This is a genomic window from Serratia sp. TMDUHS_CL, assembly GCF_037137105.1.
Classification (GTDB): domain Bacteria; phylum Pseudomonadota; class Gammaproteobacteria; order Enterobacterales; family Enterobacteriaceae; genus Serratia; species Serratia nevei.
Window position 1 is genome coordinate 52930 of record NZ_JBBBDV010000018.1, and the last position, 25794, is coordinate 78723.

Here is a 25794-nt window from a genome sequence, read left to right on the forward strand (position 1 = left end):
TTATCATCCGCGCATCTTTTTGACCAGCAATGCGAAAACCATGTCCGCCACCGCTTCTGCCCCGCACGCCGCGCTGTCGCGCCTTTACGCCACCCACCATGCCTGGTTGCAGGGATGGCTGCGCAGGCGGCTGGGCTGCGCTTTCGACGCGGACGACGTGGCTCAGGACACCTTCATGCGCCTGCTGAAAAGCGACGCCGCGGCGACCCTGCGCGAGCCGAAAGATTTTCTGGTCACCGTCGCCAAGCGGGTGATGGTCGATCTGTTTCGCCGCAGAACGCTGGAGCGCGCCTATCTAGAGATGTTGGCGCTGATCCCGGACGGCTATGCCCCGTCGCCGGAGCAGCGCCAGAGCCTGTTGGAAAGCCTGCAGCAGATCGACGCCATGCTCGACGGCCTGGGGCCGAAGGTGAAACAGGCCTTCCTGCTGTCGCAGCTCGAAGGCCTGGGCTATGCGGACATCGCCGTGCGCCTCGGCGTGTCGGTCAGCTCGGTTAAAAAATACATGGCCAAGGCCACCGAGCATTGCCTGCTGTTCAGCCTGGAAAACGACGTTTTCTCATGAGCAACGCCATCACCCCCGAACAGCGCCAGGCGCTGAAGATGGCCGCACACTGGTATGCCCTGCTGTGCGATGAGCACGTCACCGACCGCCAGCGCCAACAGTGGCAAGTCTGGTACCAGCAGCATGACGATCACCGTTGGGCCTGGCAGCGCGTCGAAGCGTTGCAGAGCCAGCTGCAGGGCGTACCGGGCAAGTTCAGCTACCGCGCGCTCGATCGCGCCGGCCGCCAATCGGCGATCGATCGCCGCACCCTGCTGAAGAGCATGCTGCTGTTGCTCGGCGTGGGTGGCAGCGGCTTCCTTTACCAGTCGCCGCTCGGCCGGGAGCTGCGCGCCGACTACCGCACCGCCACCGGCGAAATCAAACCCATTGTGTTAAGCGACGGCACCCAGCTGGTGCTGAACACCGCCAGCGCGGTGGACGTGCATTACGACGATCGCCAACGGCTGATCCGCCTGCACGCCGGGGAGATCAGCCTGGTTACCGGACGCGACCCCCGGCCGCTGTGGGTGCAAAGCCCGCAGGGAGCGATGCGCGCGCTCGGCACCCGCTTTTTGGTGCGTGAGAACGGCGGCGAGACGCGCCTGACGGTGCTGGAGCATGCGGTCGAAGCGCAGCTGGCGCAGGACGCGCGGCAAACTCGCCGGGTGGAAGCCGGAGAACAGATAAGCTTCAGCGCCGCGGCCTTCAGCGACAAACAACCGGCTGCGGCGGAGGACGGCTGGCTGCGCGGCGTGCTGAGCGTCAGCCAGTGGCGGCTGGACCGGGTGATCGCCGAACTGGCGCGCTACCGGCGCGGCCATCTGAGCTGCGATCCGGCCGTCGCCGGCCTGCGCGTCAGCGGCAGTTTCCCGCTCAACGATACCGATCGCGCCCTTGCCCTGCTCAGCCAGACCCTGCCGGTGCGCCTGCAGAGCTTTACCCGCTATTGGCTGAAAATCGTCCCCGCCTGAATCTTTTTAAATGAAAATGATAAAAAATCGCATTCTTGATTGTCCCTTTTGCTTTGCTCATCCGACTCCCAGGAAAACACTGCAGCAATAAATAAAAAATGATTCAGGAGAAGGTATGAACAACGCTTGGGGAAAGGGAGCGCCGGCTTCGCTTTGGGGAAAACGGGCCACGCCGCTGGCCGTGGCCATTGGCCTGGCCTTCGCCGCACCGCTGACGGCGAGCGCCGCCAGCGCCGCTGCAACCTATCACATTCCGGCCGGTGAGCTGGACGGCGCGCTGAACGCGTTCGCCGCGCGCGCCGGCATCGCGCTCTCGGTGGACGGCACGCTGACCGCCGGTAAGCGTTCGCCGGGCCTGAGCGGCAGCTACGGCGTCGATGACGGCCTGAACGCCCTGCTGGCCGGCAGCGGCCTGCAGGCTAAAGCGCTCGGCAACCACGGTTACACGCTGGCCAAACTGCCGCAGCCGCAGAAGGAAGAAGACATCACCGTGGTCGGTGACTGGCTGGCGGAAGGCCGTCAGGTAGACGTGTTCGAACATCCCGGCGCGCGCGACGTGGTGCGCCGCGAAGAATTCGCCAAAACCGGCACCACCACCGTGCGCGAAGCGTTGAACCGCGTGCCGGGCGTGGTGGCACCTGAGAACAACGGCACCGGCAGCCATGACATGGCGCTGAACTTCGGCATTCGCGGCCTCAACCCACGCCTCGCCAGCCGCTCCACCGTGTTGATGGACGGCATCCCGGTGCCCTTCGCCCCTTACGGCCAGCCGCAGCTGTCGCTGGCGCCGGTCTCGCTCGGCAATATGGATGCGATTGACGTGGTGCGCGGCGGCGGCGCGGTGCGTTACGGGCCACAGAGCGTCGGCGGCGTCGTCAACTTCGTCACCCGTGCCATCCCGAAAACCTTCGGCATGGAGGCCGGCATGCAGGGGCAGCTCAGCCCAACCTCGCGCCAGGATCACCCGAAAGGCACCGGTAACCTGATGATCGGCGGCACCGCCGACAACGGCCTCGGCGCGGCGCTGCTCTACTCCGGCACCCGCGGCAGCGACTGGCGCGAACACAGCGCGACCAAAATTGACGATGTGATGCTGAAAAGCCGTTACGCCCCGAACGAAGTGCACACCTTCAACAGCCTGCTGCAATACTACGAAGGCGAAGCGGACATGCCGGGCGGCCTGAGCCGGGCGGACTACAACGCCAACCCGTTCCAGTCGACGCGCCCGTACGACAAGTTCTGGGGCCGGCGCCAGCTGGCGAACTTCGGCTACCAGTATCAGCCGGATCAGCAGCACAAGTTCGACGTGCAGAGCTTCTACACCTACACCCTGCGCAGCGGCTATCTCGATCAGGGCAAAAACCTGACGCTGTCGCCGCGCGAATACTGGGTGCGCGGCGTGGAACCGCGCTACAGCCAGAGCTTCCGCTGGGGCGATTCAGCCCATGAGGTGGGCGTCGGCTACCGCTACGTCAGCGAATCCACCCACGAGTTGCGCTACACCAGCAAGGCCAGCACCGGCCGGCTGCCGTCCACCGCCAGCCCGTACGATCGCGACACCCAGTCCGGCACCGAGGCGCACGCCTTCTATATTGACGATCGCATCGATATCGGCGACTGGACCATTACGCCGGGCATGCGCTACGAGTACATCAAGTCGTATCAGAACAACTACATCAAGAACAACCGTCTCGACGTCAGCTATAACGCGCCGCTGCCGGCGTTGAACGTGATGTATCACCTGAACGAATACTGGAACCTGTACGCCAACACCGAAGGCTCCTTCGGCACCGTACAGTACAGCCAGATGGGCAAAGCGGTCGACAGCGGCAAGATTGAACCCGAGAAGGCGCGCACCTGGGAGCTGGGCACCCGCTACGCCGGCGATGCGCTGACCGGTGAGATCGGGTTGTTCCTGATCAACTTCAACAACCAGTACGACTCCAACCAGGTGACCGACAGCGTGACCGCGCGCGGCAAAACCCGCCACGCCGGGCTGGAAGGCAGCCTGCGTTACGATCTGTCGCAGCTGACGCCGAAACTGGACGACCTGACCGCCTACGCCAGCTACGCCTACGTCAACGCCACCATCCGTGAAGACGGCGGCTACAAGGGCAATCAGGTGCCGTTCTCGCCGAAGCATAAAGGCACGCTGGGGCTGGACTACACGCCGGGCAACTGGGCGTTTAACCTTAACGGCGAGTTCCAATCCAGCCAGTTCGCCGACAACGCCAACACCGTGGCGGAAAGCGCCGACGGCAGCACCGGCCGCATTCCCGGCTATATGCTGTGGGGCGTGCGCGCCGCCTATGATTTCGGCCCGGAAATGGCCGGTCTGAATCTGGGCGTCGGCGTGAAAAACCTGTTCAACCACGAGTATTTCACCCGCGCCTATGACGACAATAACAAAGGTCTGTACGTCGGCCAGCCGCGCACGATCTATCTGCAAGGCTCAGTGAAGTTCTGACCCCCGGCGGCGGGCGCACCTATCGCGCTCGCCGCCTCACTTATAGCGTGACATTGTCACCAAACCCGTTCTTTCCATCTTGCCCAAGCGACGAAAAATAAGTCGCTTCTGCCGCCAATGCGCGTAATATCGACGATCCGCCCTAATTTATAGGCGCGGATTTTTTGCCGTTCTGGCCTGAAAAGCGAGGGAAAATAAGATGAATCATAATGACCTTTCTCAGTGCCGCGTGGACACCGACCGTTTGTTGATTGCCCCCTTTACCGCAGCAGACGCCGACGATGTTTACCAGGCGATCACCCCCACTCTGACGCGCTTTATGACCTTTGAGCCGGAGGCGTCGCCGGAAGATTTCGCCAACGTCTGGCAAGGCTGGCTGCCGCTGATGCGCGAAGGCGAAGAAGTGATCTTCGTCGCCCGCCGGCGTGAAGACCGGCAGTTCGTCGGCGTCGGCGGCGCGCATAACCTGCGCAGCCACACCCCGGAGCTGGGCATCTGGGTGAAAGAGGGCCTGCACGGCCAGGGCTACGGCCGCGAAATCGTGCAGAGTATCGCGCGCTGGGCCACCGAGCGCTTTCAGCCGCCGCACTTTCTCTACCCGGTGGCCGAACAGAATACCGCCAGCCGCCGCCTGGCCGAATCGCTGGGCGGCGTGCTGGCCGGCAAGCGTGAAAACATCAAGTACGACGCCGTGGTATACCACCTGCCGCCTCAGCGCTAATCAGCATCGGGCCGCCGGCCCGGTGTGACCTTTTTTTTCTCTGCGCCGTGATAACCGCTGCCACTGCCTGCAGGTTTGTGCTAATGATAGCGGTATGTAGGGTAAAAACAGTTGAGGAACAGCAACATGATTATTTTTGTTACCGGCGCCACCTCCGGTTTCGGCGAGGCCATTGCGCGCCGTTTTATCCGTGAAGGCCACCAGGTGATCGCCGCCGGGCGCCGCCTTGAGCGTCTCGAAGAGCTGCAGGAAGAACTCGGCCAAGCCCTGCACATCGTGCGGCTCGACGTGCGCAACCGCGCCGCCATTCAGCAGGCGATCGAAGCACTGCCGGCCGAGCTGCGCCAGATCGACGTGCTGGTGAACAACGCCGGGCTGGCGCTGGGGCTGGAGCCGGCGCACAAAGCCAACGCCGATGACTGGGAAACCATGATCGACACCAACGCCAAAGGGCTGGTGAACATGACGCGCGCGCTGCTGCCGGCCATGGTCGAGCGCAACGTCGGCCATGTGATCAACATCGGCTCCACCGCCGCCAACTGGCCTTACGCCGGCGGCAACGTGTACGGCGCCACCAAGGCGTTCGTCAAACAGTTTAGCCTGGGCCTGCGCGCCGATCTGCACGGCACGCGCATCCGCGTGACCGATATCGAGCCGGGCCTGGTGGGCGGCACCGAATTCTCCAACGTGCGCTTCAAGGGCGATGACGGCAAGGTCAACAAAACCTACGAAGGCGCCGATGCGCTGACGCCGGAAGACATCGCCGAGTCGGTGTTCTGGGTCGCAACGCTGCCGGCGCGCGTCAACATCAACACGCTGGAAATGATGCCGGTCAGCCAGTCCTTCGCCGGGCTGAACATCCACCGCGGCGCCTGATCTCCATCGGCGGGAGGCGACTCCCGCCCTGTTTCCTCAGGCCGCACGCCAGCCGGAAACGATGATCAGCATGCCCACCAGCGCCACCCCGGCGCCCACCCAGTCCAGCGCGGACAGCTTCACCCCGTCCACCACCCGCAGCCACAGCAGCGCCGTCGCTACATACACGCCGCCGTAGGCCGCGTAAACCCGCCCGCTGGCCGCCGGATGCAGCGTCAACAGCCAGACAAACAGCATCAGGCTCAATGCCGCCGGCAGCAATAGCCAGGCGCTGCCCTGCTTCTTGAGCCAGAGATAAGGCAGGAAACAGCCGATAATTTCGGCGAGCGCAGTGGCGAAAAACAACAGCGTGGTTTTTAACATCGGTCGCAGTTTTCTCTCGGTAAATTAAACGAATCGGCGCTTGGCTGGTGAATTCCAGGAACGCAGTGGTATATTTGTCACCACGCCTGCGGGCGAGGTAACGCCAGTGTCGCCATCATCAGGCGCACTCACTCATAAGGATGAAACGATGAAAACATTTTCGACCCAACGACTGCTACGCGGGATGCTGCCGGTCGCCATGCTGGCCGTCATGGGCGCCTGGCAGGCGCCGGCGCTGGCCGCCACCTGCACTCAGGGCAGCACCTGCGTCACCGTCGATGGCAAAGGCAGCGGCGCGATGAGCACCGAAGAAGCGCGCCAGAGCAAAGAGCAGTGGAATGATACCAAAACCCTGCGCCACAAGGTTAACACTCGCGTCGAGAAAGAGTTCGACAAGGCCGATCGCGCGGCGGATGACGAAGACCGCTGCAACGACAGCAACAACGTCAACGCGTACTGGGAGCCGGACACCCGTAAATGCCTGGATCGCCAGACCGGGCGTCGGATTATTCCTTAATCCGCCTGCGGCGGGCGGGCAAGCGTGAAACCCGGCCGCCGTTACTGCTATCCTGTTACAGGAAGTCCATTGTCTAAAAGGATGACGTGATGAAAAAAACGCTGATATTAACCGCTGTATTGCTGGCCGGCGCGCCGTTGGCGGCCCTGGCCTCCTGCGAAAGCGTGAAAGCGGACATTTCGCAAAAAATCATCAATAACGGCGTTCCGGAGTCCGGCTTCAAACTGGAGATCGTGCCTAACGATCAGGCCGATCAAGCCGGCGGCCAAGTGGTTGGCCACTGCGAAAACGACACCCAGAAGATCGTCTATACCCGCCTGAACAACGGCGACGATCGCGGTGACGCGGCGCAGACCGGCACCAGCCAGGACACCTCCAACACGCAGTAAGCCGCTTCGGCTACCCAGGGCGCGCAACAGCCGCGCCCTTTCCTTTTCCCTTAAGCCTGCTCCGCCTCTTCCTCTTCGCCCTGCGGTCGACAACGCGCCGGGATCAGCATCGCCGCCGCCAGCGCCAGCAACGACACCAGCGCCGACACCAGGAACACCCAATGCAGCGAAGCCGCCACCTGCTGGATAAGCTGCGCCAGCGCTTCGCTCCCCATGCTCTGCCGCACCGCCGGCTCCATCAGCCGCTGCACCGGATCGTCGATTTCCGGCAAGCGCCACTGCAGGTTGAGGTTCAGCGTGGCGCCCAGAATGGCGGTGCCGATGGCCGACCCCACCATGCGGGTAAATACCGTACAGGCGGTGGCGATGCCGCGAATGCTGTAATGCGCCGCGTTCTGCACCGACACTAAAAACGTGGTGTTGCACAGCCCCATGCCGGCGCCGACCATAAACGCCGCCACCCGGCCCCACAGCAGGCCGCCGTTCGGCTGCAGCATCAGCAGGATCAGGCCGCCCGCCACCAACAGCAGCGCCCCCAGCAGCGCCGTCGCGCGATACGAGGTCATCAGCATCAAACGGCCGCTCAGCGTGCTGGCCAGCGGCCAACCGATCGACATCAGCGCCAGCGTGGTGCCCGCCTCCAGCGGCGAGCCGCCCATTACGCCCTGAATGAAAGTCGGCAGGAAGGCGCTGATGCCCATCATCGCCGCGCCGATCACCAGCCCGCCGATGTTACCGGCAACGATCACCCGGCTTTGCCACAGCGCCAGCGGGAACAGCGGTTCGACCGCGCGCCGCTCCTGGCGGACAAGCAAAGCCAGCGAAGCCGCCGCCAGCGCGAGCAACGGCGCCACCCACCATCCCAGGCTTTCCATCTGCAACAGCGCCAGCAGCAGCGCCGAAACGAACAGCGTCAGCCAGGCGGTGCCCGCCAGATCCAGCGCGTGCCGCCGCAGCTGCTGATGCGCCGGCAGATAGCGCCAGAGGAAGAACATCGCCAGCAGGCCGATCGGCAGGTTGACCCAGAACACCAGCGCCCACGGTAGATGCTGGACGATAAACGCGCCCAGCAACGGGCCGATGATCGCCGACACGCCCCACACGCTCGACAGGTAGCCCATCACCTTCGGCCGCTCGGTAGCGCTGTAAATATCGCCGATGATGGTGGAGGCGATCGGCATGATGGCACCGGCGCCCAACCCTTGCAGCAGACGGAAGCCGATCAGCCAATACATGTCGGGGGCGAAGCCGCACAGCACCGATCCCAGCAGGAACAGCGTAGCGCCGAAGAAGAACACCCGCTTGCGGCCGTAGAGATCCGCCAAGCGGCCGTAGATGGGAATGGTGATCGCCTGCGCCAGCAAATAGACCGCGAACACCCACCCCAGCAGCGAGAAGCCGCCGAGATCGCCGATGATGGTCGGCATGGCAGTGGCGACGATGGTGGCTTCGATCGCCGACATGAACATCGCCAGCATGCAGGCGATCAGAATCAATGGGCGGTGGGCGATGGGTGCGGGTGAAACGTTATTTGTCATGGCGTTATGCAGGTTTCCTGGCGTTTTTATTTTCCCTGAGTATATCAGCAAGCGCCTGCGCCAAGTCTATCCGCCCTCACATCCTGTCTTTGCCGGCGGCGAATCGCACCATTTGGACTGATTGTTACGGCGTAACGTTTTGCTGCGGATTTTTTTCACTTTCCGCGCATCCCAGCGCTGACGCGGGCTGAGGCGCCGATCCGCGTAATCTCAATCAACTGATTTTGTTCATAAAACTTGGCATGGCCAACGACAGGGTGCTATACCTTCCCTAGCCGGGGTCATTGGGCTTCGTGCTTTCTCTAGTTTAAATATCAGTATCTTATACTGATTAACTCACGTATTGAGCCACCGTTCAGCACGCTATGCCGAACACACCCTTCGCTCAATGTCGCTAACCTCATGCGAAACGCCCGTTTTGTACCGCCACGCCCGCCGGGCAGTGGGTAACAATCAGAGCGGAATGCGCCGTCTCATCGGCCGCTCCGCGCAACGGAGGACGCAACATCATGCACAAGTCAGCGCCATACCGGCGCCTGCTCCTCGGGAGCCTGCTGTTTATCGCCGTCATCGCGCTGCTGGTTTACGGCATCGGTTGGGAAACCCTTAAGTCGCGCCGGGAAGATTTGATTTACCTCGGCCAGCAGCACATGTTCCTGGTGGTGTGTTCCATGCTGCTGTCGCTGCTGGTCGGCATTCCCAGCGGCATCCTGCTGAGCCGCCCCTTCGCCCGCCGCTGGGCGGAGCACGTGATGCAGATCTTTAACGTCGGCAACACCCTGCCGCCGCTGGCGGTGCTGGCGCTGGCGATGGTGATTATCGGCATCGGCGACCGGCCGGCGGTGGTGGCGCTGTTCCTCGCCTCGCTGCTGCCCATCGTGCGCAATACCTATGCCGGCCTGCGTTCGGTGCCGCCGGCGCTGGTCGAGGCCGCCAACGGTATTGGCATGACCGCCGGGCAGCGGCTGCGCCAGGTCGAACTGCCCAACGCGCTGCCGGTGATCTTCGCCGGGGTGCGCATCGCGATGGCGATCAACGTCGGCACCGCGCCGCTGGCGTTTTTGATCGGCGCCAGCAGCTACGGCGAGCTGATCTTCCCCGGCATCTACCTGAACGACTTCCCGACGCTGATCCTCGGCGCCGCCGCCACCGCGCTGATCGCCCTGCTGCTGGATCTGGCGCTGGCCGGTCTCGGCCGCCGGCTCAGCCCGCACACCGCATCCTGATGGGAGAAACGCGATGACTCGATGGTTACAACGCCTCCGCCACGCGCTGCTGTTCTCTTTGCTGATGACCGGCGCGGCCGCCTGGGCCGCCCCGCTCACGCTGGCGAGCAAGAACTTTACCGAACAGCGCATTCTGTCGGCGATCACCGTGCAATACCTGCGGGCCAAAGGTTTTCAGGTCGAACCCAAGACCAATCTGGCCACGGTGATCACCCGCAACGCCATGATCAACAAACAGATCGACATGACCTGGGAATACACCGGCACCTCGCTGATCATCTTTAACCACATCAATAAGCGCATGACGCCGCAGGAAACTTACGACACGGTGAAAAAGCTCGACGCCAAACTCGGCCTGGTGTGGCTGCAGCCGGCGGACATGAACAACACCTACGCCTTCGCCATGCAGCGCCAGCGCGCGGAAAAAGAGCAGATTCGCACCATGTCGCAGCTGGTGGCCAAAGTGGAACAGGTGCGTAAAACCGACCCGAAACACAACTGGCTGCTGGGGCTGGATCTGGAGTTTGCCGGCCGCTCGGACGGCCTGAAGCCGATGCAGGCGCTGTACGACATGCCGCTCGATCGTCCGCAAATCCGCCAAATGGACCCCGGCCTGGTTTACAACGCCATCCGCGACGGCTTCGTCGATGCCGGGCTGGTGTACACCACCGACGGCCGGGTGAAAGGCTTCGATCTGCAGGTGCTCGAAGACGACAAGGGCTATTTCCCGAGCTATGCGGTCACGCCGGTGGTGCGTGCCGACGTGTTGCAAAACACGCCGGGGCTGGAAGCGGCGCTGAACACGCTGTCGAAACAGTTCAACAATCAGGTGATCACCGAGCTTAACGCCAGGGTGGATATCGACTACCAGACGCCGCAACAGGTCGCCGACGCGTTCCTCAAGCAGCGCGGCCTGATTTAGGGAGGCATGTGATGAATACTGTACTTTACGCCTGGCAAAACTGGGCCTATATCGCCGGATTGACGCTGGAGCACCTGCTGCTGGTCGGCGTCGCCGTCGGCCTGGCGATCCTGATCGGCGTACCGCTCGGCGTGCTGATCGTCCGCCACAAATGGCTGGCGACGCCGGTGCTGAGCCTGGCCACGCTGGTGCTGACCGTGCCCTCCATCGCCCTGTTCGGGCTGATGATCCCGCTGTTTTCCTTAATTGGCCACGGCATCGGCTACGTGCCGGCGATCACCGCGGTGTTCCTCTACTCGCTGCTGCCGATCGTGCGCAACACCCACACCGCGCTCGACAACCTGCCCGGCGGGCTGCGCGAAGCCGGCCGCGGCATCGGCATGACGTTCTGGCAACGCCTGCGCTGGGTAGAGATCCCGGTGGCGCTGCCGGTGATTTTCGGCGGCATTCGTACCGCCGTGGTGATGAATATCGGCGTGATGGCGATCGCCGCAGTGATCGGCGCCGGCGGCCTCGGCCTGCTGCTGCTCAACGGCATCAGCAGCAGCGACATCCGCCAGTTGATTACCGGCGCCGTGATGATCAGCCTGCTGGCGATCGTCCTCGATTGGTTATTGCACCGCTTGCAAATTGCGCTTACGCCCAAGGGGATCCGCTCATGATTAAATTGGAAAATCTGACCAAACAGTTCATACAGAAGAACGGCACGCCGTTCAACGCCGTCGACAACATCAATCTGGACGTACCGGAAGGCGAAATCTGCGTGCTGCTCGGCCCTTCCGGCTGCGGCAAAACCACCACGCTGAAGATGATCAACCGCCTGATCGAACCCACCGGCGGCACCATTCTGATCAACGGTGAAGACACCAGCGCGCTGGATACCGTCAGCCTGCGCCGCAAAATCGGCTACGTCATCCAGCAGATCGGTCTGTTCCCCAACATGACCATCGAAGAGAACATCACCGTGGTGCCGCGCATGCTGGGCTGGGACAAAAAACGCTGCCACGATCGCGCCGAGGAGCTGATGAGCATGGTGGCGCTGGATCCCAAGCGCTTTTTGCACCGCTACCCGAAAGAGATGTCCGGCGGGCAGCAGCAGCGCATCGGCGTGATCCGAGCGCTGGCGGCCGATCCGCCGGTGCTGCTGATGGATGAACCCTTCGGCGCGGTGGACCCGATCAACCGCGAAACCATCCAGAACGAGTTTCTCGACATGCAGCGCCAGCTGAAAAAGACCGTGATGCTGGTGAGCCACGACATCGATGAAGCACTGAAGCTCGGCGATCGCATCGCGGTGTTCCGCCAGGGCAAAATCGTACAGAACGCCAGCGCCGATGAGCTGCTGGCGCGGCCGGCGAACGAGTTCGTCGCCTCCTTTGTCGGCCAGGACCGCACGCTGAAGCGCCTGCTGCTGGTGCAGGCCGGCGACGTGGCCGATCGGCAGGAAACGGTGACGGTGCGGCGGGAGACGCCGCTAGTGGAAGCGTTTGGGTTAATGGACGATATCGACGCCCGCTCGGTGACGGTGGTGGACGCCGACGGCAAGCCGCTGGGGTACGTCAAACGCCGTGAGGCGCGCGGCGCGCCGGGCGTCTGCGCCGACAGTCTGCACCGTTTCCGCGTCACCGCCCGTGCGGAGGAGAACCTGCGCGTGGTGCTGTCGAAGCTGTACGAGCACAACACCTCCTGGATGCCGATCGTCGATGAAGACGGCCGCTACAGCGGCGAAATCTCGCAGGATTACATCGCCGACTACCTCAGCTCCGGCCGCACGCGCCGGGTGCTGACGCCGCAATAACTCACTCAGGGGCGCTCACCGCCCCGCCCACGCCGCAGTTTGCTAAAGATTCACTGGTCATCGGCCGGAGCGCCAAGCACAATGCGCTGATGACCCTTTGATTTTTCTCACGACGCCGCCCACGCATGAAAAGATTGGTCCACCTGCACCACTATCGCGCCCTGTTGCGCAGCCTGTTTATCGCCGTGTTCATCGGCGTCGCCGCCGCTCTGGCGGTGTGGCTGTTCCACCGTTCGATGATTGGCCTCGAGTGGCTGCTGCTCGGCAATGCCGACGGCAGCCTGGTGGCCGCCGCCGCCGCGCTGCCCGGCTGGCGGCGCGCCCTCACTCCGGCGTTGGGCGGCCTGGCGGCGGGCCTTCTGCTGTATATTCACCAGCGCTACCGCCACCAGCGCCCGGCGGCGCCCACCGACTATATGGAAGCGATCGAGACCGGCAACGGCAAGCTGGACACCGGCGCCAGCCTGGTGAAATGCCTGGCGTCGCTGCTGGTGGTGTCGAGCGGCAGCGCCATCGGCCGCGAAGGCGCGATGATCCTGCTGGCAGCGCTGGTGGGCTCGCTGTTCGCTCAGCGCTTTACGCACGAGAAAGAGTGGAAACTGTGGGTGGCCTGCGCCGCCGCCGCCGGGATGGCCAGCGCCTATCATGCGCCGCTGGCGGGCAGCCTGTTTATCGCCGAGATCCTGTTCGGCACCCTGATGCTGGCCTCGCTCGGCCCGGTGGTGATCGCCGCGGTCAGCGCTCTGCTGATGACCAACCTGCTCAACGGCGGCCAGGCGCCGCTCTATCTGGTGACGCCGCTCGCGGCTCCCTTGCCGACGCAATATCTGCTGATGGCGCTGGTCGGCGTGGTGGCCGGCGCCGGCGGGCCGCTGTTTTTATGGCTGATGACCGCCACCGGCCATGCCTTCCGCTCGCTGCGGTTGAAGCCGCCGTTGCAGCTGGCGCTGGGCGGCCTGATCGTCGGGCTGCTTTCGCTGCTGTTCCCGCAGGTATGGGGCAACGGTTACAGCGTGGTGCAGGCGCTGCTGATCGCGCCGCCGGGGGTGCTGCTGCTGGGGGCGATCCTGGTGTGCAAACTGTTGGCGATCCTGGCCAGCAGCGGGTCGGGCGCGCCGGGCGGGGTCTTCACCCCGACGCTGTTCGTCGGCGCCGCGCTCGGTTCGATCATCGGTCAGCTGTTTGGCCTGTGGCCGGGCATGGATACGGCGGTGCCGCTGCTGCTGGCGCTGACCGGCATGGCTACCCTGCTGGCCGCCACCACCCATGCGCCGATCATGGCGGCGCTGATGGTGTTTGAAATGACCGGCGAGTACGCCCTGCTGCCCGGCATTCTGCTCTCGTGCGTGATCGCCACCACCGTGTCGCGCGGCCTGCGGCCGGTGTCGGTGTATCATTCGGCGCCGCCACCCAAACGCGAGGCTTAGAACTCGCCCTGCTGCAGGATTTTCCTGAACTGCGGGCACTGCAGGTGCTCGGGTTCAGGGCAATCAACCAAGTGGCGCAGCCCGTCGCGCACCTGCACCAGGCGCTGGATATGGCGATCCAGCTCATCCGCCCGCGCCGCCAGCAGCCCGCGATCGAGCGCTATCTTGCCCCGTTCGTCAAACAAGGCGCTCATCTCGTCCAGCGTAAAACCGGCCAGGCGCGCCAGCGCGATCAGCCGCAGTTGGTCAAGCACGCCGGCGGCGTATTGGCGACGCAAACCGTGGCGGCCCGTCGACGCGATCAGCCCTTTCTTCTCGTAATGCCGCAGCGCGGAAGGCGCGATCCCGCTCAGGCGCGCCACCGTGCCGATATCCAGTTCTTTTGCCATTGACTTGAAGCCGACTTTAAGTTGCACACTGTGCGCACATTATCACGTCACTGAGCCAAGGACACCCCTATGACCCCTGAACTGTTAGTGCGCATTCTGTTAACCGGCGTTGGCGCCACCCTCTGCATGGATCTGTGGGCGCTGCTGCTGAGGCGGCGCTTCGGCATCCCTTCCCTCGATTATGCGCTGGTGGGCCGCTGGTTTCACGCCACCATCATTACGGCGCCGCCGCGCCGGGGAGAGAGAACAATCGGCTGGATATTGCATTACGCCATCGGCATCGCGTTTGCCTTTATCCCGATCGGTTTGGCGGGCATCGGGTGGTATGCGGCGCCGGAGCCGCTCATCGCGCTGTTGAGCGGCTGGCTGAGCCTGGCGGCGCCGTTTCTGGTGATGCAGCCCGCGCTGGGCTTTGGCGTGGCGGCGGCGAAAACCGCCTACCCGCGAAAAGCGCGGCTCCTCAGCCTGCTCACCCACACGGTGTATGGGCTGGGCCTGCTGATTGCCGCCCGGCTGTTGGCGGCGCTGTGCACCTGAGCAGGCTTACAGCAGCGTGGAAATATCGAGGTAGTGCGCCAGCTCGCGCTGCTCTGCGCGTGGCAAATAGGGAATCTCACCCAGCAGCGGCGCGGGAATGCGCTGCTGCAGCGCCGCGATGGTTTCGGCATAGTGCGCCAACCCCGGGTTGATGCGGTTGGCCACCCAACCCAACAGCGGCAGGCCGTCGTTGATGATCGACTGCGCGGTCAGCAGTGCGTGGCTGACGCAGCCCAGCTTGATGCCCACCACCAGCACCACCGGCAGCTGTTCCTGTACCACCCACTCGGCGTAAGGCCGCAGATCGTTCATCAGCACCCGCCAACCGCCGCTGCCTTCCACCACCACCGTGTCGGCTTTGGCGGACAGATCCCGCAGACCGCTGCTCATCACGCCATAGTTGATGTCCTCGGTCGCATGCGCGTGAAACACCTCATCCAGGCAGGTGATGGGATTGATCTCCTCGTAGGACAGCGGCAGGGTTGACGATGCCTGCAACACCAAAGCGTCTTTATTGCGGATGCCCTCGCTGGTTTCCTGGCAGCGTGCGGCGATCGGCTTGTAGCCGGCCACTGAACGGCCCTCGGCGGCCAGCGCCTGCATCAACCCGCGGGAAACCACGGTTTTACCGACGTCGGTATCCGTGCCTGTCACAAATAAACGCTTCAACATGAATAAAATGCCCCAGAATGCCCCGTTAACAATGTGTCGCCGCATCGGCGGCGAAGAAGTCTTTCGGAAAAATTCTAGGGGATGCGCCCCCATAGGGGCTTGAGGTAGCTCAATCTTTTGCGGAATTAATAAGAAGTTCTGATGTTAGCCCTGCAGCAGCTGTACCAGCAACGAACCGTTGTACAGCGCCTCTTTCACCAGCGCCGCGCCGGGCATGGTGCCCTGATTGAAGAACTGCGTGGATTCGACCTTGACCTGCTCGCTGTAGGCCGGCAGCGCCTGCTGGCGAATGCAGGAGGCGATGGCCGGGTGCAGGATCTCCGCCGCGCGGTTGAGCGGCGAGCCCACCAGGATCTTCTCCGGATTGAACAGATTGACCATGATTGCCAGAATGCGCCCCACGCTGTGCCCAACGCCGAGAATGATGTCCCGCGCCAGCTGATCGCCCGCCAGCGCGGCGTCGCACAGCGATTCGACGGTCAGCGGCGCGCCGTGCAGGCTGGAGCTCATCGAGCCGCTCAGCCGCTGCTGGGCGATCTCCAGCATGTTTTCGATGCTGGCCACGGTTTCGAGACAGCCGTGGTTGCCGCAGTAGCAGCGTTTGCCGTAGGGATCGACCTGGGTGTGGCCGATCTCCACCACGCTGTGGCTGCCGGCGTGCAGCACATGGCCACCGGTGATCACCCCGGCACCGACGTTGTGGTCGATCACCACCTGAATGACGTTCTGGCTGCCGCGCGAGGCGCCGTACAGCGCCTCGGCCATGGTCCAGGCGCTGATATCGTGCTGCAGGTAAACCGGCAGGCCGGTGCGGGTTTCCAATGCCGGACCGAGCGGCATCTCCAGCGCGTCGTAAAACGGCATGCGATGCACCACGCCGGACTGCACGTCGATCATGCCCGGCAGCGTGATGGCGATCGCCGTCAGCCGCTCCAGCTTGCTTTGGTGGCGGATAAAGAATTGGTCGACTTCGGTCAGGATGCGTTTCAGCAACGGTTCAGGGTGTTCGGCCGCCAGCGGCAGCTGCTCCTCAACCACCAGTTTGCTGCTGAGATCGCGCAGCGCCAGCGTGATGCTGCCGCGGCTGATGCGGGCGGAAAGGTAGTGCCAGGCCTCGGTGTCCAGCACCAGCCCCACCGCCGGGCGGCCCCGGCTGCCGATTTCCTGGTACTCGGTTTCCTTGACCAGATGGGCTTCCAGCAGTTCGCGCACGATCTTGGTGATGCTGGCGGGCGCCAGCTGCGCGCGTTTTGACAGTTCGATGCGCGAAATCGGGCCCAGTTGATCGATTAGCCGATAAACCGCCCCCGCATTGGTCTGTTTGATTTGATCGATATGCCCAGGCTGCCCAACCGCAATCACAAACCTGCTCCTACTATTTTTCGCGCTTCTAAATAAAGACTAGGGGTTATGGTGGGGCTTTTGTCATACAGCGTCAACTATTTGATTCGTTATGTGATTTGCTGCACAAATTCCTCGCAATTTCAGCGTGAATTGATTTTTATTTGCCCAAGCTCAACGTCATTTCAGCATCAACGCCATCAGCGCCTGCGCGGCGGCGGTCAGCGGCCGCCGGCGGTGATGCACCAGCCACACTTCGGTGGTGGCGTCCGGCTCCGCCAGCGGCAAATAGCGCACGCCGTCCACCCGCACCCGGGCAAATGAGGCCGGCAGAATCGACACCCCTAACCCGGCGGAGACCAGCCCGATGATGGTCATCGCTTCCCCCACTTCCTGGGTGATGTACGGGGTAATGCCTGCCTTGCCGAGCAACAGCAGTATTTCGTCGTACAGCGCGGTGCCCACTTCGCGCGAGAAGAACACGAACGGCTCCTGCGCCAGATGTTGGAAACGCAGCGCGCCGCCGGGCGTTTCCGCCAGCGGATGCCCTTCCGGCACCACCGCCACCAGCGGTTCGCGCAGCAGCAGCTGGTAGTGGAGCGCCTCCGGCAGCCGCGTGTTGCGCATTACCCCCAGATCCAGCTCACCGTTCAGCAACGGCTCGATCTGCTGTTTGGTGTTGATTTCGCGCATTTTGATATGCACCTGCGGAGACTGCTGACGGAAAGCGCGCAGGCTGCGCGACACCACGCCGATGAAGGGCGCGGAAGAGGTAAAGCCGATGGTCATTTCCCCCAGCTCGCCGCGATCCAGACGCGCCGCCTTTTCCGCCGCCCGTCCGACCTGATCGAGCACCTGATAGGCTTCTTTGAGGAACATCTCCCCGGCCTGGGTCAAACTGACGTTGCGGTTGTTGCGCGCCAGCAGCCGCGCGCCGACCATCTCTTCCAACGCCTGGATTTGCTGGCTGAGCGGCGGCTGGGAGATCCGCAGCCGTTCGGCGGCGCGGCCAAAATGCAGCTCCTCCGCCACGGCGATAAAGTAACGCAGGTGTCTCAATTCGATATTCATATTTAAAACGTCTTAATTTGAATTATTAATATATTAGACAAAAAATTCGCCGCTCCCTATCATTTTGTTATCTGTAAAGTGTCTGTTTATCTCCCCGAAGTTCGGTAAGGAAACGCTGTGACAACCCCTGTGCGTTCTGCGGCCGCGATGCCGTCGACGCTGGCCGCCAACGATGACGCGGCCGCTGCGCCAAAAGTAAAACGTTCCACCCTCAACAACAAACTCCCCTATATCGAACGCGGCACACCGCAGTTTATGCGCGTGACGCTGGCGCTGTTTTCCGCCGGGCTGGCGACCTTCGCGCTGCTCTACTGCGTGCAGCCGATTCTGCCGGTGCTGTCGCAAGATTTCGGCGTATCGCCGGCGGAAAGCAGCCTGTCGCTTTCGGTCTCCACCGGTCTGCTGGCGATCGGCCTGATGTTCACCGGGCCGCTGTCCGACGCCATTGGCCGCAAGTCGGTGATGGTGGTGGCGCTGCTGTTGGCGGCGGTCTGCACGCTGATCTGCGCCTTTATGACCAGCTGGCACGGCATTTTGCTGATGCGCGCGCTGATCGGCCTGTCGCTGAGCGGCGTGGCGGCGGTCGGCATGACCTACCTCAGCGAAGAGATCCACCCCAGCTTCGTCGCCTTCTCAATGGGGCTGTATATCAGCGGCAACTCAATCGGCGGCATGAGCGGCCGCCTGGTGACCGGGGTGTTGACCGACTTCTTCTCCTGGCGCGTATCGCTCGGGGTCATCGGCCTGTTCGCCCTCGCCGCCGCCTGCATGTTCTGGCGCATCCTGCCCGCCTCGCGGCATTTTCGCGCCAGCTCGCTGCGCCCGCGCACCCTGCTGATCAACTTCAAGCTGCATTGGCACGATAAGGGCCTGCCGCTGCTGTTCGCGGAAGGGTTCCTGCTGATGGGCAGCTTCGTCACCCTGTTCAACTACATCGGCTATCGCCTGCTGGCGGATCCTTACCACCTGAGCCAGGCGATTGTCGGCCTGCTGTCGGTGGTATACCTCACCGGCTCCTACAGCTCGCCCAAGGCCGGCGCGCTCACCTCGCGCTTCGGGCGCGGCCCGGTGCTGCTGGCCTCGATCGTGATTATGCTGATCGGGATTCTGATTACCGCGCTGCCGCAGGTGCCGGCTATCTTTATCGGCATGATGCTGTTCACCGCCGGTTTCTTCGCCGCCCACTCGGTGGCCAGCAGTTGGATCGGCCGCCGTGCGCGCCGCGCCAAAGGCCAGGCGTCGTCGCTGTATCTGTTCTGTTATTACGTTGGCTCCAGCGTAGCCGGCACCCTCGGCGGCGTGTTCTGGCACAGCTTCGGCTGGAATGGCGTGGCGGCGTTCATCAGCCTGATGCTGCTGCTGGCGCTGTTGGTGGTGCATTACCTGAAACGCCTGCCGGAAGCGGCCCGCCTCTGAAAAGAAAAAGCCGCGGTGGTTTGCCGCGGCTCGTCATGTCAGTGCCTGTGATTATTGACCGGTTTTCCAGCGGGTGCGCAGGTACTCCACCGCCTTGTCCGTTTGCGGCTCAGTCAAATAACGTTGCCGGAACAGAATGGTTCCCCCCATTCCCGGCAGGCTCTCGTTGAGATCCAGCTGCCTTTTCAGCTCGGGAACGCCGCCGTCGACGGTCCAGGCCGGCTCGCTAGCCGCAGGCGTACCCACTTTATACAACGCCACCCCGGCATAGAGCCGAACCGGCGTGCCTTTCACCACCTCGGCCCACCAGTGGGCCAGCACGTCGTAACGGACAATTTCACGATCAAAAGGCCAATACAGCTGCGGCGCGATGTAATCGAGCAGCCCCAGTTTGACCCACTGGCGCGTATCGGCATAGGCCGTATCGTACGATGGCGCGCCGGCCCGCGTCGCCGAGCCGGCAGGATCGTCCGCCTGGTTTCGCCAGACGCCCGCCGGGCTGACGCCAAACGCCACCGCGGGCTTCAATGCTCGGACGGTGGCTGAAACCTGTTTTATCAATTGCAGCGTGTTGTCCCTGCGCCAGGCGGCTTTGTCTGCAAACCCTTTGCCGTATGCGCGATACGTTCGTTCATCATCCAGCGGCGATTGCGGCGTTTCGTAATAGAAATAATCGTCAAACTGAATGCCGTCGACCTCATAGTTTTTGACAATTTCGGTCACCACGCTGGTGATCCAGTTGCGCACGTCGGGCAGACCGGGATCGAGCACGAAGCGCTCGTTGGCGGTGCGAATCCAGTCGGGATGCAGCGCATAGACGCTGGCCGGCGGCGACTGCAGCGTATGATTAAGTGCGTCAATCGTTTGTGGGCGGGTATTCATAGAAACCCGATAGGGATTCAGCCAGGCATGCACTTTGATGCCGCGGCGGTGCGCTTCTTGCAGCATAAAGGCCAGCGGATCGTAACCCGGATCCTGGCCCACGGTGCCGGTCAAGACTTCTGACCAGGGCAAGATATTTGAGCGCCACAGGGCCGTGCCGTCCGGTTTAACCTGAAAATACACCGCGTTAATCCCGGTTTTCACCATCTCGTCCAGCGCGTCCGTCAGCCCCTGTTTCTGCAGGCGAACCCGCTCTTGCGCGGTTTCCGCTTTCAGGGAGGCCGCCGGCGGCCAATCCAGGCCAATGACCGTGGCCAGCCAGATGCCCCGCATCGGTGTTATCGGCGGCGTCGGTTGCGGGGGCTTCTCCGGTTCGGGCGGCTTGGCGCACCCGCTCACGCCCAGCATGGCGGCCATCAACAGCCATCCGCCTAATTTTGTTGCGCCTGTCGGCATTCTGGTTCTCCTTCCGTGAGTGACGGTTATCCCATGTCGTTGCGTGCAGAGCAAGAAACGCCCCGATTTGTCAGTGCTATTTCGCTGCCGGCGTCGCCCTGTTCAGACGACGCCGGTGTCCTTATCCCATTACCAGCTCAGCCCCGTGCCGCGAGGGAACGCCACCTTGCCCGTATTGGTTTCCACATCGTAGTCATGCCAGGTGTTGACCGGCAATTTGCCCTGCGGTTTGATTTTACCCGTCAGCACCTGCGCCAAAGAGACCATCGAAGGCCCACGCCACACGCCGCTGTCATAGCCGTAATAGGAATAGGTGGCGACGGCCGCCTCCACCTCGGCGGCATAGTTCACGATATCGTAAGGTGCGCGCAGTGAGAGGTGAACGCGTTTCTTCCCCTGCTCGGCGGCGTATTTCAACCAGCCCGGATAAGGGCTGCTGTCATTGCTCGCTCCGGTTGCGGAGGTAACGACCCCATCCTGTTCAGCCGGCGTAAAGCGGGTTGATAGGGTTCCGAGCAAGAACACGTCGCAGCCGGCAATATGTTCCCTAACCTGGGCGTCGCTCAGCTCCGTTTCCTTCGCGGCAACGACGTTCTGATACCCCTCCTGCGCCATCACGCGCGCAATGCCGCTGGCTTGCTCGCCCCACGGCGTCAGAATAAAGTAGCGCAGCGCCTTGTCCTTTAACGGCAACAGGCTGTGGCGGTTGATCACCACGGTAATGGAACGATCGGCGATGCGTTTTTCCAGCTTGTGCGCTGACGACGCAACGTCGTTGGAACACGGCCTATCGCTATGGCCCATCAGGCTATGGCGTAATTTCAGGCGCAAAATTCGCTCGACCGAGGCATCGATATCGGCCTCGCTGAGATGCCCCGTTTTCACTCTGCCCGCAAGGTACCGGATCAACGCCGGCAGCTGGCTGGCCTGGGCCGGCGAGGCGATGCTGACAGGCATCAAAGCAATATCCACCCCGGCGGCAAAGACGTTTTCAGCCGCCGCTTGCTGGCTGAAATGCTCGGCAATCGCGCCCATATCCAGCGCATCTGAAATCGTTACGCCCGCATACCCCAATTCATTGCGCAGGATCTGGGTCTGAATTTCATGCGACATGGTGGCCGGCACCGTGATTTTTTCACCGCTGCGGGTATCTATCTGGCGGTTATCCAATGCCGGATACTGAATATGCGCGGTCATGACCATGTCCGGCGCCACGCAGCGATCGATGGCCTGCTTGTAAGGGGCGATATCGATGGCAAAGGCCTCTTCCCGCGTGCGATCGACGCGCGGCAGGCCGGTATGTGAGTCGGTGGAGGTGCTGCCATGGCCGGGGAAGTGCTTATACGCGGTGATCAGCCCCTGGTGTTTCATGCCCGCCACCATTTTCTCTGCCAGACGAGAAACGGTGTTCTTATCATCGCTGAAGGCGCGAACGTTAATCACCGGGTTGAACGGGTTGGTGTTGACATCCACGACCGGGGCAAAGTTGGTATTGATATGCAACGCGCGCATATCCTGAGCCATCAGCTTGCCCTGTTCAACGGCGAGCTGTTCATCCGCTCCCCCTTCAATCGCCGCCGCCAGCGCCATATTGCCGGGGAATGAGGCATAGTCGCCGCGCGGCAGCCGGAAAACGTTACCGCCTTCGTTATCCGTGCCGATAAACAAACGAATGCCCGCGTGGGTTTTCATCGCGGCATACCAGGCCGTCAACGTGTTGATCTGCTGCTTGTCTTTCAGATTATTGGCGAACAGGATCACCCCACCCACGTGGTTATCGGCGATCAGCTTGCCAATGGCTTCATCGGGGACGGTCATATCCTGATTGCTGCTACCGTTCCGATCCCAGTAGCGAAAATCCAGCATGATTTTTTGCCCGATCTTCTCTTCCAGCGTCATGTTTTTGACTTTCTGTTTAATATCCACAGTGAACCTCCGTTTAAAGCACCCGTTAATGACAGAAGAAAAGATAACCCCAAGGGCTCATAGCGTCCTGCCATTCTGTTTGTTCCAGTGATTGGACAACGGCGATCGGAAAATGGATTAAACAAAACGCAAACAAACAGGAGAAAATCCATCAATGAATCAAAACACTACGCATACCGGGTGTATTACGTGCCCTGCCGTAGAGGCCGCTATGGCGCATTTTCCGCTGGTAAGCCGGGTGGCCGGTGAAGCTGCCGTCGGCTCAGGGGCCGATGTTGCCCCCAGTTCGCCACTCTTCTATAGTATGTTGTAACTAATATAGGAGCATGCGATGAGCAGATACGATGTAATTGGCCGGATGAACGCCTGCTTTACCGAGCTGGAGCAGGCGCTCGGCGCGCTGCAGCAGCAGATCGCCCCGCTGCGGTTGCTGGCGGCGCGGGTGTTCAGCCTGCCGGAGGTTGAAAAAGGTCAGGAGCATCAGGCTATCTCGCATATCGCGGTCGAACAACATGTGGGGCAAGCGGCGCGCGATCTGGCGCTGGAGCATTATCAGCGGCTATTCATCCACCATAACCGGGAGAATGTCAGCAGCAAGGCCGCCGTGCGCCTGCCCGGCGTCATCTGTCTGGCGGTGGAGCAGCCGGAGTATCAGGCGCTGCAAACGCAGCTGGCGCTCATCAACCGACTGAAGGGCGAACTGGAACAGATTATCACCGTCGATTCCGGCCTGGCGCCGGAGCAGCGTTTCGAGTTCGTGCACACCCATCTGCACGGGCTGATTACCCTCAGCGCCTATCGCACCCTCACCGCCCTGACCAATCCCGACTCCGTGCGCTTCGGCTGGGCCAACAAGCACATCATCAAAAACGTCAAGCGGGACGACATCCTGGCGCAGCTGGAGAAAAGCCTGAAAGCCGGCCGTGCAGTGCCGCCGCACAGCCGTGAACAGTGGGCTGCCCTGGTCAGCCGCGAGATAGACGACGTCAGCCGCCTGCCGCAGCACGCGACGCTGAAAATCAAGCGGCCGGTCAAAGTGCAGCCAATCGCCCGAGTGTGGTATCAGCAGCAGCAAAAACAGGTGCAACACCCCTGCCCGCTGCCGCTGATCGCCCTGTGTCAGGCCGAGAGCGGCGCCACAGTGCCGAAGATTGGCGAACTGCTCAACTACGATGCCGACGCGGTGAAGCACCGCTACAAACCCGACGCCCGGCCGCTGCGGCTGCTGGTGCCGCGTCTGCACCTGTATACCGACGACGCTACTCGCTGAGGGCATACACCCGCAGGCGATGGCCGTCCGGATCTCGCGCCACGAAGGTGTAGCCGAATTCCATCTCGGTCGGCGCTTGCTCAATCGGCAGCCCGAGTTCGCGCCACTGGTTATAGCGCGCCTCGACCTCTTGCGGATCCTGGCACAAAAAGCCCAGTTCACCGCCGCCGCCGGTCAGGGTAGCCGTAGGTTTTACCCCCTGCTTGGCCCACATCCCCAGCTTGAAGCCGTTGTTGAGCACGAACAGGGCGAAGCCGGGAGAAAGCTCTACCGGCGCCTGTCCCAGTAAACGTTGATAAAAGGCGGCGCTGTTCAGCGGGTTGTCGACGTAAAGCAGGGTCATGCTGGGAAGGGTCATCGGTCTGTCCTCTGGGTGATGGGAACCGGCCGGTTCCCGATAGGCACAGACTAAGGGGTGCGACTGACAGTTTATGGCAGCAGCGTGCCGCTACTGCTCCGCAATGCCCTCGCGGAGGCGCCACTCTTTCAGCAGCCGCCGCCGGCCGCGCGGATAGCGCTGTTCCAAAGGCGTAGCGGCCTGAATGCGATCGAGGCGAAAATGGCGAAACGCCTGGCGCAGCTCGCACCAGGCGACCAGCATCTGGAACTGGTCGAAAAAACCCAGCGCAAAGGGCCACAGCAGGCGTTCGCTGCGCTGCCCCGCCAGATCGAGATAGTCGATATGCAGCTTGCGCTCGCGGCGGATGGTGTCACGGATCAGCACCCGCATCACATCCGCCACCGGCGGCGCCTGAACCGGCGCGATCAACAGCGTGTTGGCCTCCAGCTCCTCCCGCAGCGCCGGCGGCAGCACGTCGGCGATCTTGGCCAGCGCCTGGCCCGCCGCACTCGCCAGCTGGCTGTCGCCGCGGCGGCTGACCCAGCGCATCCCCAGCACCAGCGCCTCTGTCTCTGCCTGCGAGAACATCAGCGGCGGCAGCATAAAGCCGGGCCGCAGCACATAGCCGACGCCCGCCTCGCCGACGATCTCCGCCCCCTGCTGCTGCAGCGTAGCGATATCGCGGTACAGCGTGCGCATGCTGATGCCCAGCGTTTGCGCCAGCGCATGGCCCGCCACCGGATAACGGTGGCTGCGCAGCAGCTGCATCAGATCGAGTAAACGTTGTGCGCGCGACATATCACGGCTCCCTGCATAACGCAGTTTGGACAAAGTCGGCAAAGGCCCGCGCCTTGGCCGAGACGAAATGACCGCCGGGGAACACCGCCCACAGCGCCAGCGGCGGCAGCTGCCAGTCCGCTAATGCCGCGATCGCCGCCCCGCTTTGCAGCTCGCTGCGGAACATGCCTTCGCTGGCGATAGTGGGCCCGAATCCCGCCAACACCAGCTCGCGCACGCACTCCGCCGCATTGACCCGCATGCGCCCCGGCAGCCGCAGCGCGCGCTGTTCTCCTTCGCGGCTGAAGCGCCAGTGCTCGCCGCCACCACGGCGGTGGTAAATCACCAGCTCGTGCTGCAACAGATCTTCCGGCCGCTGCGGCATGCCGGCGGCGGCAAAATAGCCGGGCGTGCCGATCACACATTGCTTTACCTCACCCAGTTTACGGGCGGTAAAGCCGGAATCTTCCAGCTCGCCGATACACAGGGCAATATCGATGCCCTCTTCAATCAACGACAGGTTGCCGTCATCCAGCAGCAGATCGATGCTCAAACGCGGGTTGGCGCGCATAAACGCCGTCAAATCAGGCAAGGGAACGATGCGGGCGAACACCGCCGCCGAGGCGACCCGCAGCCGGCCGCTCAGCGTTTCGCCGGCGTTCTGCACCAGCGCTTCCGTCTCCGCCAGCTCGTTCAGGATACGCCGAGTGCGTTGATACAGCTGCTGCCCCGCATCCGTCGGCTGCAGGCCGTGGGTCGAGCGCAGCATCAGGCGTGTGCCGAGCTGCTGTTCCAGCCGCGCCACCGCTTTCGAGACCGCCGGCTGCCCCACGTGCAGCCGCCGCGCCGCTGCGGTAAAGGAACCGCTCTCGTAAACGCAGGCATAGGTTTCGTAATCGGCAAACTTGCCCATAGCATTCCTTACTGGAATAACGGTTAGCATTTATTGCAGTCT

General features: G+C 62.6%; 26 protein-coding genes. 15 read left to right on the plus strand and 11 right to left on the minus strand.

What is annotated here, in order from left to right; genetic code table 11:
• The first annotated feature begins 40 nt into the window (after positions 1 to 40).
• The 5 genes from fecI to ydfG all read left to right on the plus strand — a co-directional run bounded on the left by fecI (position 41) and on the right by ydfG (position 5582).
• Complete coding sequence (gene fecI / locus WCL58_RS23775) at positions 41 to 565, plus strand: ferric citrate uptake sigma factor FecI (protein ID WP_164058054.1); 525 nt, start codon at positions 41 to 43, stop codon at positions 563 to 565.
• A complete protein-coding gene (fecR, locus tag WCL58_RS23780) occupies positions 562 to 1518 on the plus strand; it encodes a ferric citrate uptake sigma factor regulator FecR (protein ID WP_336851683.1) in 957 nt (318 codons plus the stop codon). The genes fecI and fecR overlap by 4 nt, the downstream gene beginning before the upstream one ends.
• A gap of 115 nt (positions 1519 to 1633) precedes the next feature.
• On the plus strand, positions 1634 to 3985 hold the full coding sequence (fecA, locus tag WCL58_RS23785; protein ID WP_070914942.1) for a TonB-dependent Fe(3+) dicitrate receptor FecA: 2352 nt from the start codon (positions 1634 to 1636) through the stop codon (positions 3983 to 3985).
• A 199-nt stretch (positions 3986 to 4184) separates the two neighbouring features.
• Complete coding sequence (locus tag WCL58_RS23790) at positions 4185 to 4706, plus strand: GNAT family N-acetyltransferase (RefSeq protein ID WP_197785382.1); 522 nt, start codon at positions 4185 to 4187, stop codon at positions 4704 to 4706.
• Between the two features lie 126 nt (positions 4707 to 4832).
• On the plus strand, positions 4833 to 5582 hold the full coding sequence (gene ydfG / locus WCL58_RS23795; RefSeq protein ID WP_016927858.1) for a bifunctional NADP-dependent 3-hydroxy acid dehydrogenase/3-hydroxypropionate dehydrogenase YdfG: 750 nt from the start codon (positions 4833 to 4835) through the stop codon (positions 5580 to 5582).
• Positions 5583 to 5618: 36 nt separating this feature from the next.
• Here ydfG and WCL58_RS23800 read toward each other — a convergent pair whose 3' ends face one another.
• Positions 5619 to 5945 carry a YnfA family protein gene (locus tag WCL58_RS23800; protein WP_025302721.1) on the minus strand — a complete coding sequence of 109 codons (327 nt, stop codon included), beginning with the start codon at positions 5943 to 5945 and terminating at the stop codon, positions 5619 to 5621.
• A 148-nt stretch (positions 5946 to 6093) separates the two neighbouring features.
• Here WCL58_RS23800 and WCL58_RS23805 point away from each other — a divergent pair, with 148 nt between their 5' ends.
• Together WCL58_RS23805 and WCL58_RS23810 are read left to right on the plus strand one after the other, a co-directional pair.
• A complete protein-coding gene (locus tag WCL58_RS23805) occupies positions 6094 to 6462 on the plus strand; it encodes a DUF1283 family protein (protein WP_038873959.1) in 369 nt (122 codons plus the stop codon).
• 89 nt (positions 6463 to 6551) lie between these two features.
• On the plus strand, positions 6552 to 6851 hold the full coding sequence (locus tag WCL58_RS23810; RefSeq protein ID WP_049199199.1) for a DUF1161 domain-containing protein: 300 nt from the start codon (positions 6552 to 6554) through the stop codon (positions 6849 to 6851).
• Between the two features lie 50 nt (positions 6852 to 6901).
• Here the strand turns inward: WCL58_RS23810 and WCL58_RS23815 are convergent, their stop codons facing one another.
• Positions 6902 to 8389: an MDR family MFS transporter gene (locus WCL58_RS23815; protein ID WP_055312384.1), complete on the minus strand. Its 1488-nt coding sequence runs from the start codon at positions 8387 to 8389 to the stop codon at positions 6902 to 6904.
• Between the two features lie 509 nt (positions 8390 to 8898).
• Between WCL58_RS23815 and WCL58_RS23820 the strand changes: the two genes are divergently transcribed.
• The 5 genes from WCL58_RS23820 (at position 8899) to clcB (ending at position 13762) form a co-directional block, all read left to right on the plus strand.
• On the plus strand, positions 8899 to 9615 hold the full coding sequence (locus WCL58_RS23820) for an ABC transporter permease (protein ID WP_004938551.1): 717 nt from the start codon (positions 8899 to 8901) through the stop codon (positions 9613 to 9615).
• Between the two features lie 64 nt (positions 9616 to 9679).
• Positions 9680 to 10537: a glycine betaine ABC transporter substrate-binding protein gene (locus WCL58_RS23825; RefSeq protein WP_204275976.1), complete on the plus strand. Its 858-nt coding sequence runs from the start codon at positions 9680 to 9682 to the stop codon at positions 10535 to 10537.
• A gap of 11 nt (positions 10538 to 10548) precedes the next feature.
• Positions 10549 to 11199: an osmoprotectant ABC transporter permease OsmW gene (osmW, locus tag WCL58_RS23830; RefSeq protein WP_049199194.1), complete on the plus strand. Its 651-nt coding sequence runs from the start codon at positions 10549 to 10551 to the stop codon at positions 11197 to 11199.
• Positions 11196 to 12335 carry an osmoprotectant ABC transporter ATP-binding protein OsmV gene (gene osmV / locus WCL58_RS23835; protein WP_336851684.1) on the plus strand — a complete coding sequence of 380 codons (1140 nt, stop codon included), beginning with the start codon at positions 11196 to 11198 and terminating at the stop codon, positions 12333 to 12335. Before osmW ends, osmV begins: the two co-directional genes overlap by 4 nt.
• 125 nt (positions 12336 to 12460) lie before the next feature.
• Positions 12461 to 13762: a voltage-gated ClC-type chloride channel ClcB gene (clcB, locus tag WCL58_RS23840; protein WP_038873948.1), complete on the plus strand. Its 1302-nt coding sequence runs from the start codon at positions 12461 to 12463 to the stop codon at positions 13760 to 13762.
• Here the strand turns inward: clcB and WCL58_RS23845 are convergent.
• Positions 13759 to 14151, minus strand: coding sequence for a helix-turn-helix domain-containing protein (locus WCL58_RS23845; RefSeq protein WP_060428154.1), 393 nt, complete (start codon positions 14149 to 14151; stop codon positions 13759 to 13761). The two genes, clcB and WCL58_RS23845, sit on opposite strands and share 4 nt — an antisense overlap.
• 69 nt (positions 14152 to 14220) lie before the next feature.
• On the opposite strand from WCL58_RS23845, the gene WCL58_RS23850 reads away from it, so the two are divergent.
• Positions 14221 to 14688: a DUF2938 family protein gene (locus WCL58_RS23850; protein WP_336851685.1), complete on the plus strand. Its 468-nt coding sequence runs from the start codon at positions 14221 to 14223 to the stop codon at positions 14686 to 14688.
• 6 nt (positions 14689 to 14694) lie between these two features.
• Here the strand turns inward: WCL58_RS23850 and bioD are convergent, their stop codons facing one another.
• The 3 genes from bioD to WCL58_RS23865 all read right to left on the minus strand — a co-directional run bounded on the left by bioD (position 14695) and on the right by WCL58_RS23865 (position 17772).
• Positions 14695 to 15360, minus strand: a complete 666-nt coding sequence (gene bioD / locus WCL58_RS23855) for a dethiobiotin synthase (protein WP_049199186.1) — start codon at positions 15358 to 15360, stop codon at positions 14695 to 14697.
• A gap of 144 nt (positions 15361 to 15504) precedes the next feature.
• Positions 15505 to 16722, minus strand: a complete 1218-nt coding sequence (mlc, locus tag WCL58_RS23860; RefSeq protein ID WP_060440025.1) for a sugar metabolism global transcriptional regulator Mlc — start codon at positions 16720 to 16722, stop codon at positions 15505 to 15507.
• Between the two features lie 159 nt (positions 16723 to 16881).
• Positions 16882 to 17772, minus strand: coding sequence for a LysR family transcriptional regulator (locus WCL58_RS23865; protein WP_047727629.1), 891 nt, complete (start codon positions 17770 to 17772; stop codon positions 16882 to 16884).
• A 147-nt stretch (positions 17773 to 17919) separates the two neighbouring features.
• Here WCL58_RS23865 and WCL58_RS23870 point away from each other — a divergent pair, with 147 nt between their 5' ends.
• On the plus strand, positions 17920 to 19188 hold the full coding sequence (locus tag WCL58_RS23870) for an MFS transporter (protein ID WP_031300458.1): 1269 nt from the start codon (positions 17920 to 17922) through the stop codon (positions 19186 to 19188).
• 51 nt (positions 19189 to 19239) lie between these two features.
• On the opposite strand, the gene WCL58_RS23875 is transcribed toward WCL58_RS23870, so the two are convergent.
• Together WCL58_RS23875 and WCL58_RS23880 are read right to left on the minus strand one after the other, a co-directional pair.
• Positions 19240 to 20526, minus strand: coding sequence for a glycoside hydrolase family 10 protein (locus WCL58_RS23875; protein WP_060440027.1), 1287 nt, complete (start codon positions 20524 to 20526; stop codon positions 19240 to 19242).
• Between the two features lie 129 nt (positions 20527 to 20655).
• Positions 20656 to 22452 (minus strand): glycoside hydrolase family 3 protein, encoded by a 1797-nt coding sequence (locus WCL58_RS23880; RefSeq protein WP_336851686.1) that lies wholly within the window; start codon positions 22450 to 22452, stop codon positions 20656 to 20658.
• A gap of 331 nt (positions 22453 to 22783) precedes the next feature.
• On the opposite strand from WCL58_RS23880, the gene tus reads away from it, so the two are divergent.
• Complete coding sequence (gene tus / locus WCL58_RS23885) at positions 22784 to 23722, plus strand: DNA replication terminus site-binding protein (RefSeq protein WP_336851687.1); 939 nt, start codon at positions 22784 to 22786, stop codon at positions 23720 to 23722.
• On the opposite strand, the gene WCL58_RS23890 is transcribed toward tus, so the two are convergent.
• The 3 genes from WCL58_RS23890 to WCL58_RS23900 all read right to left on the minus strand — a co-directional run bounded on the left by WCL58_RS23890 (position 23712) and on the right by WCL58_RS23900 (position 25752).
• Positions 23712 to 24080, minus strand: coding sequence for a VOC family protein (locus tag WCL58_RS23890; RefSeq protein WP_336851688.1), 369 nt, complete (start codon positions 24078 to 24080; stop codon positions 23712 to 23714). The two genes, tus and WCL58_RS23890, sit on opposite strands and share 11 nt — an antisense overlap.
• Before the next feature lie 90 nt (positions 24081 to 24170).
• Positions 24171 to 24860, minus strand: coding sequence for an HTH domain-containing protein (locus tag WCL58_RS23895; protein ID WP_197756505.1), 690 nt, complete (start codon positions 24858 to 24860; stop codon positions 24171 to 24173).
• A gap of 1 nt (position 24861) precedes the next feature.
• Positions 24862 to 25752, minus strand: a complete 891-nt coding sequence (locus tag WCL58_RS23900) for a LysR family transcriptional regulator (RefSeq protein ID WP_060440030.1) — start codon at positions 25750 to 25752, stop codon at positions 24862 to 24864.
• Positions 25753 to 25794 lie beyond the last annotated feature (42 nt).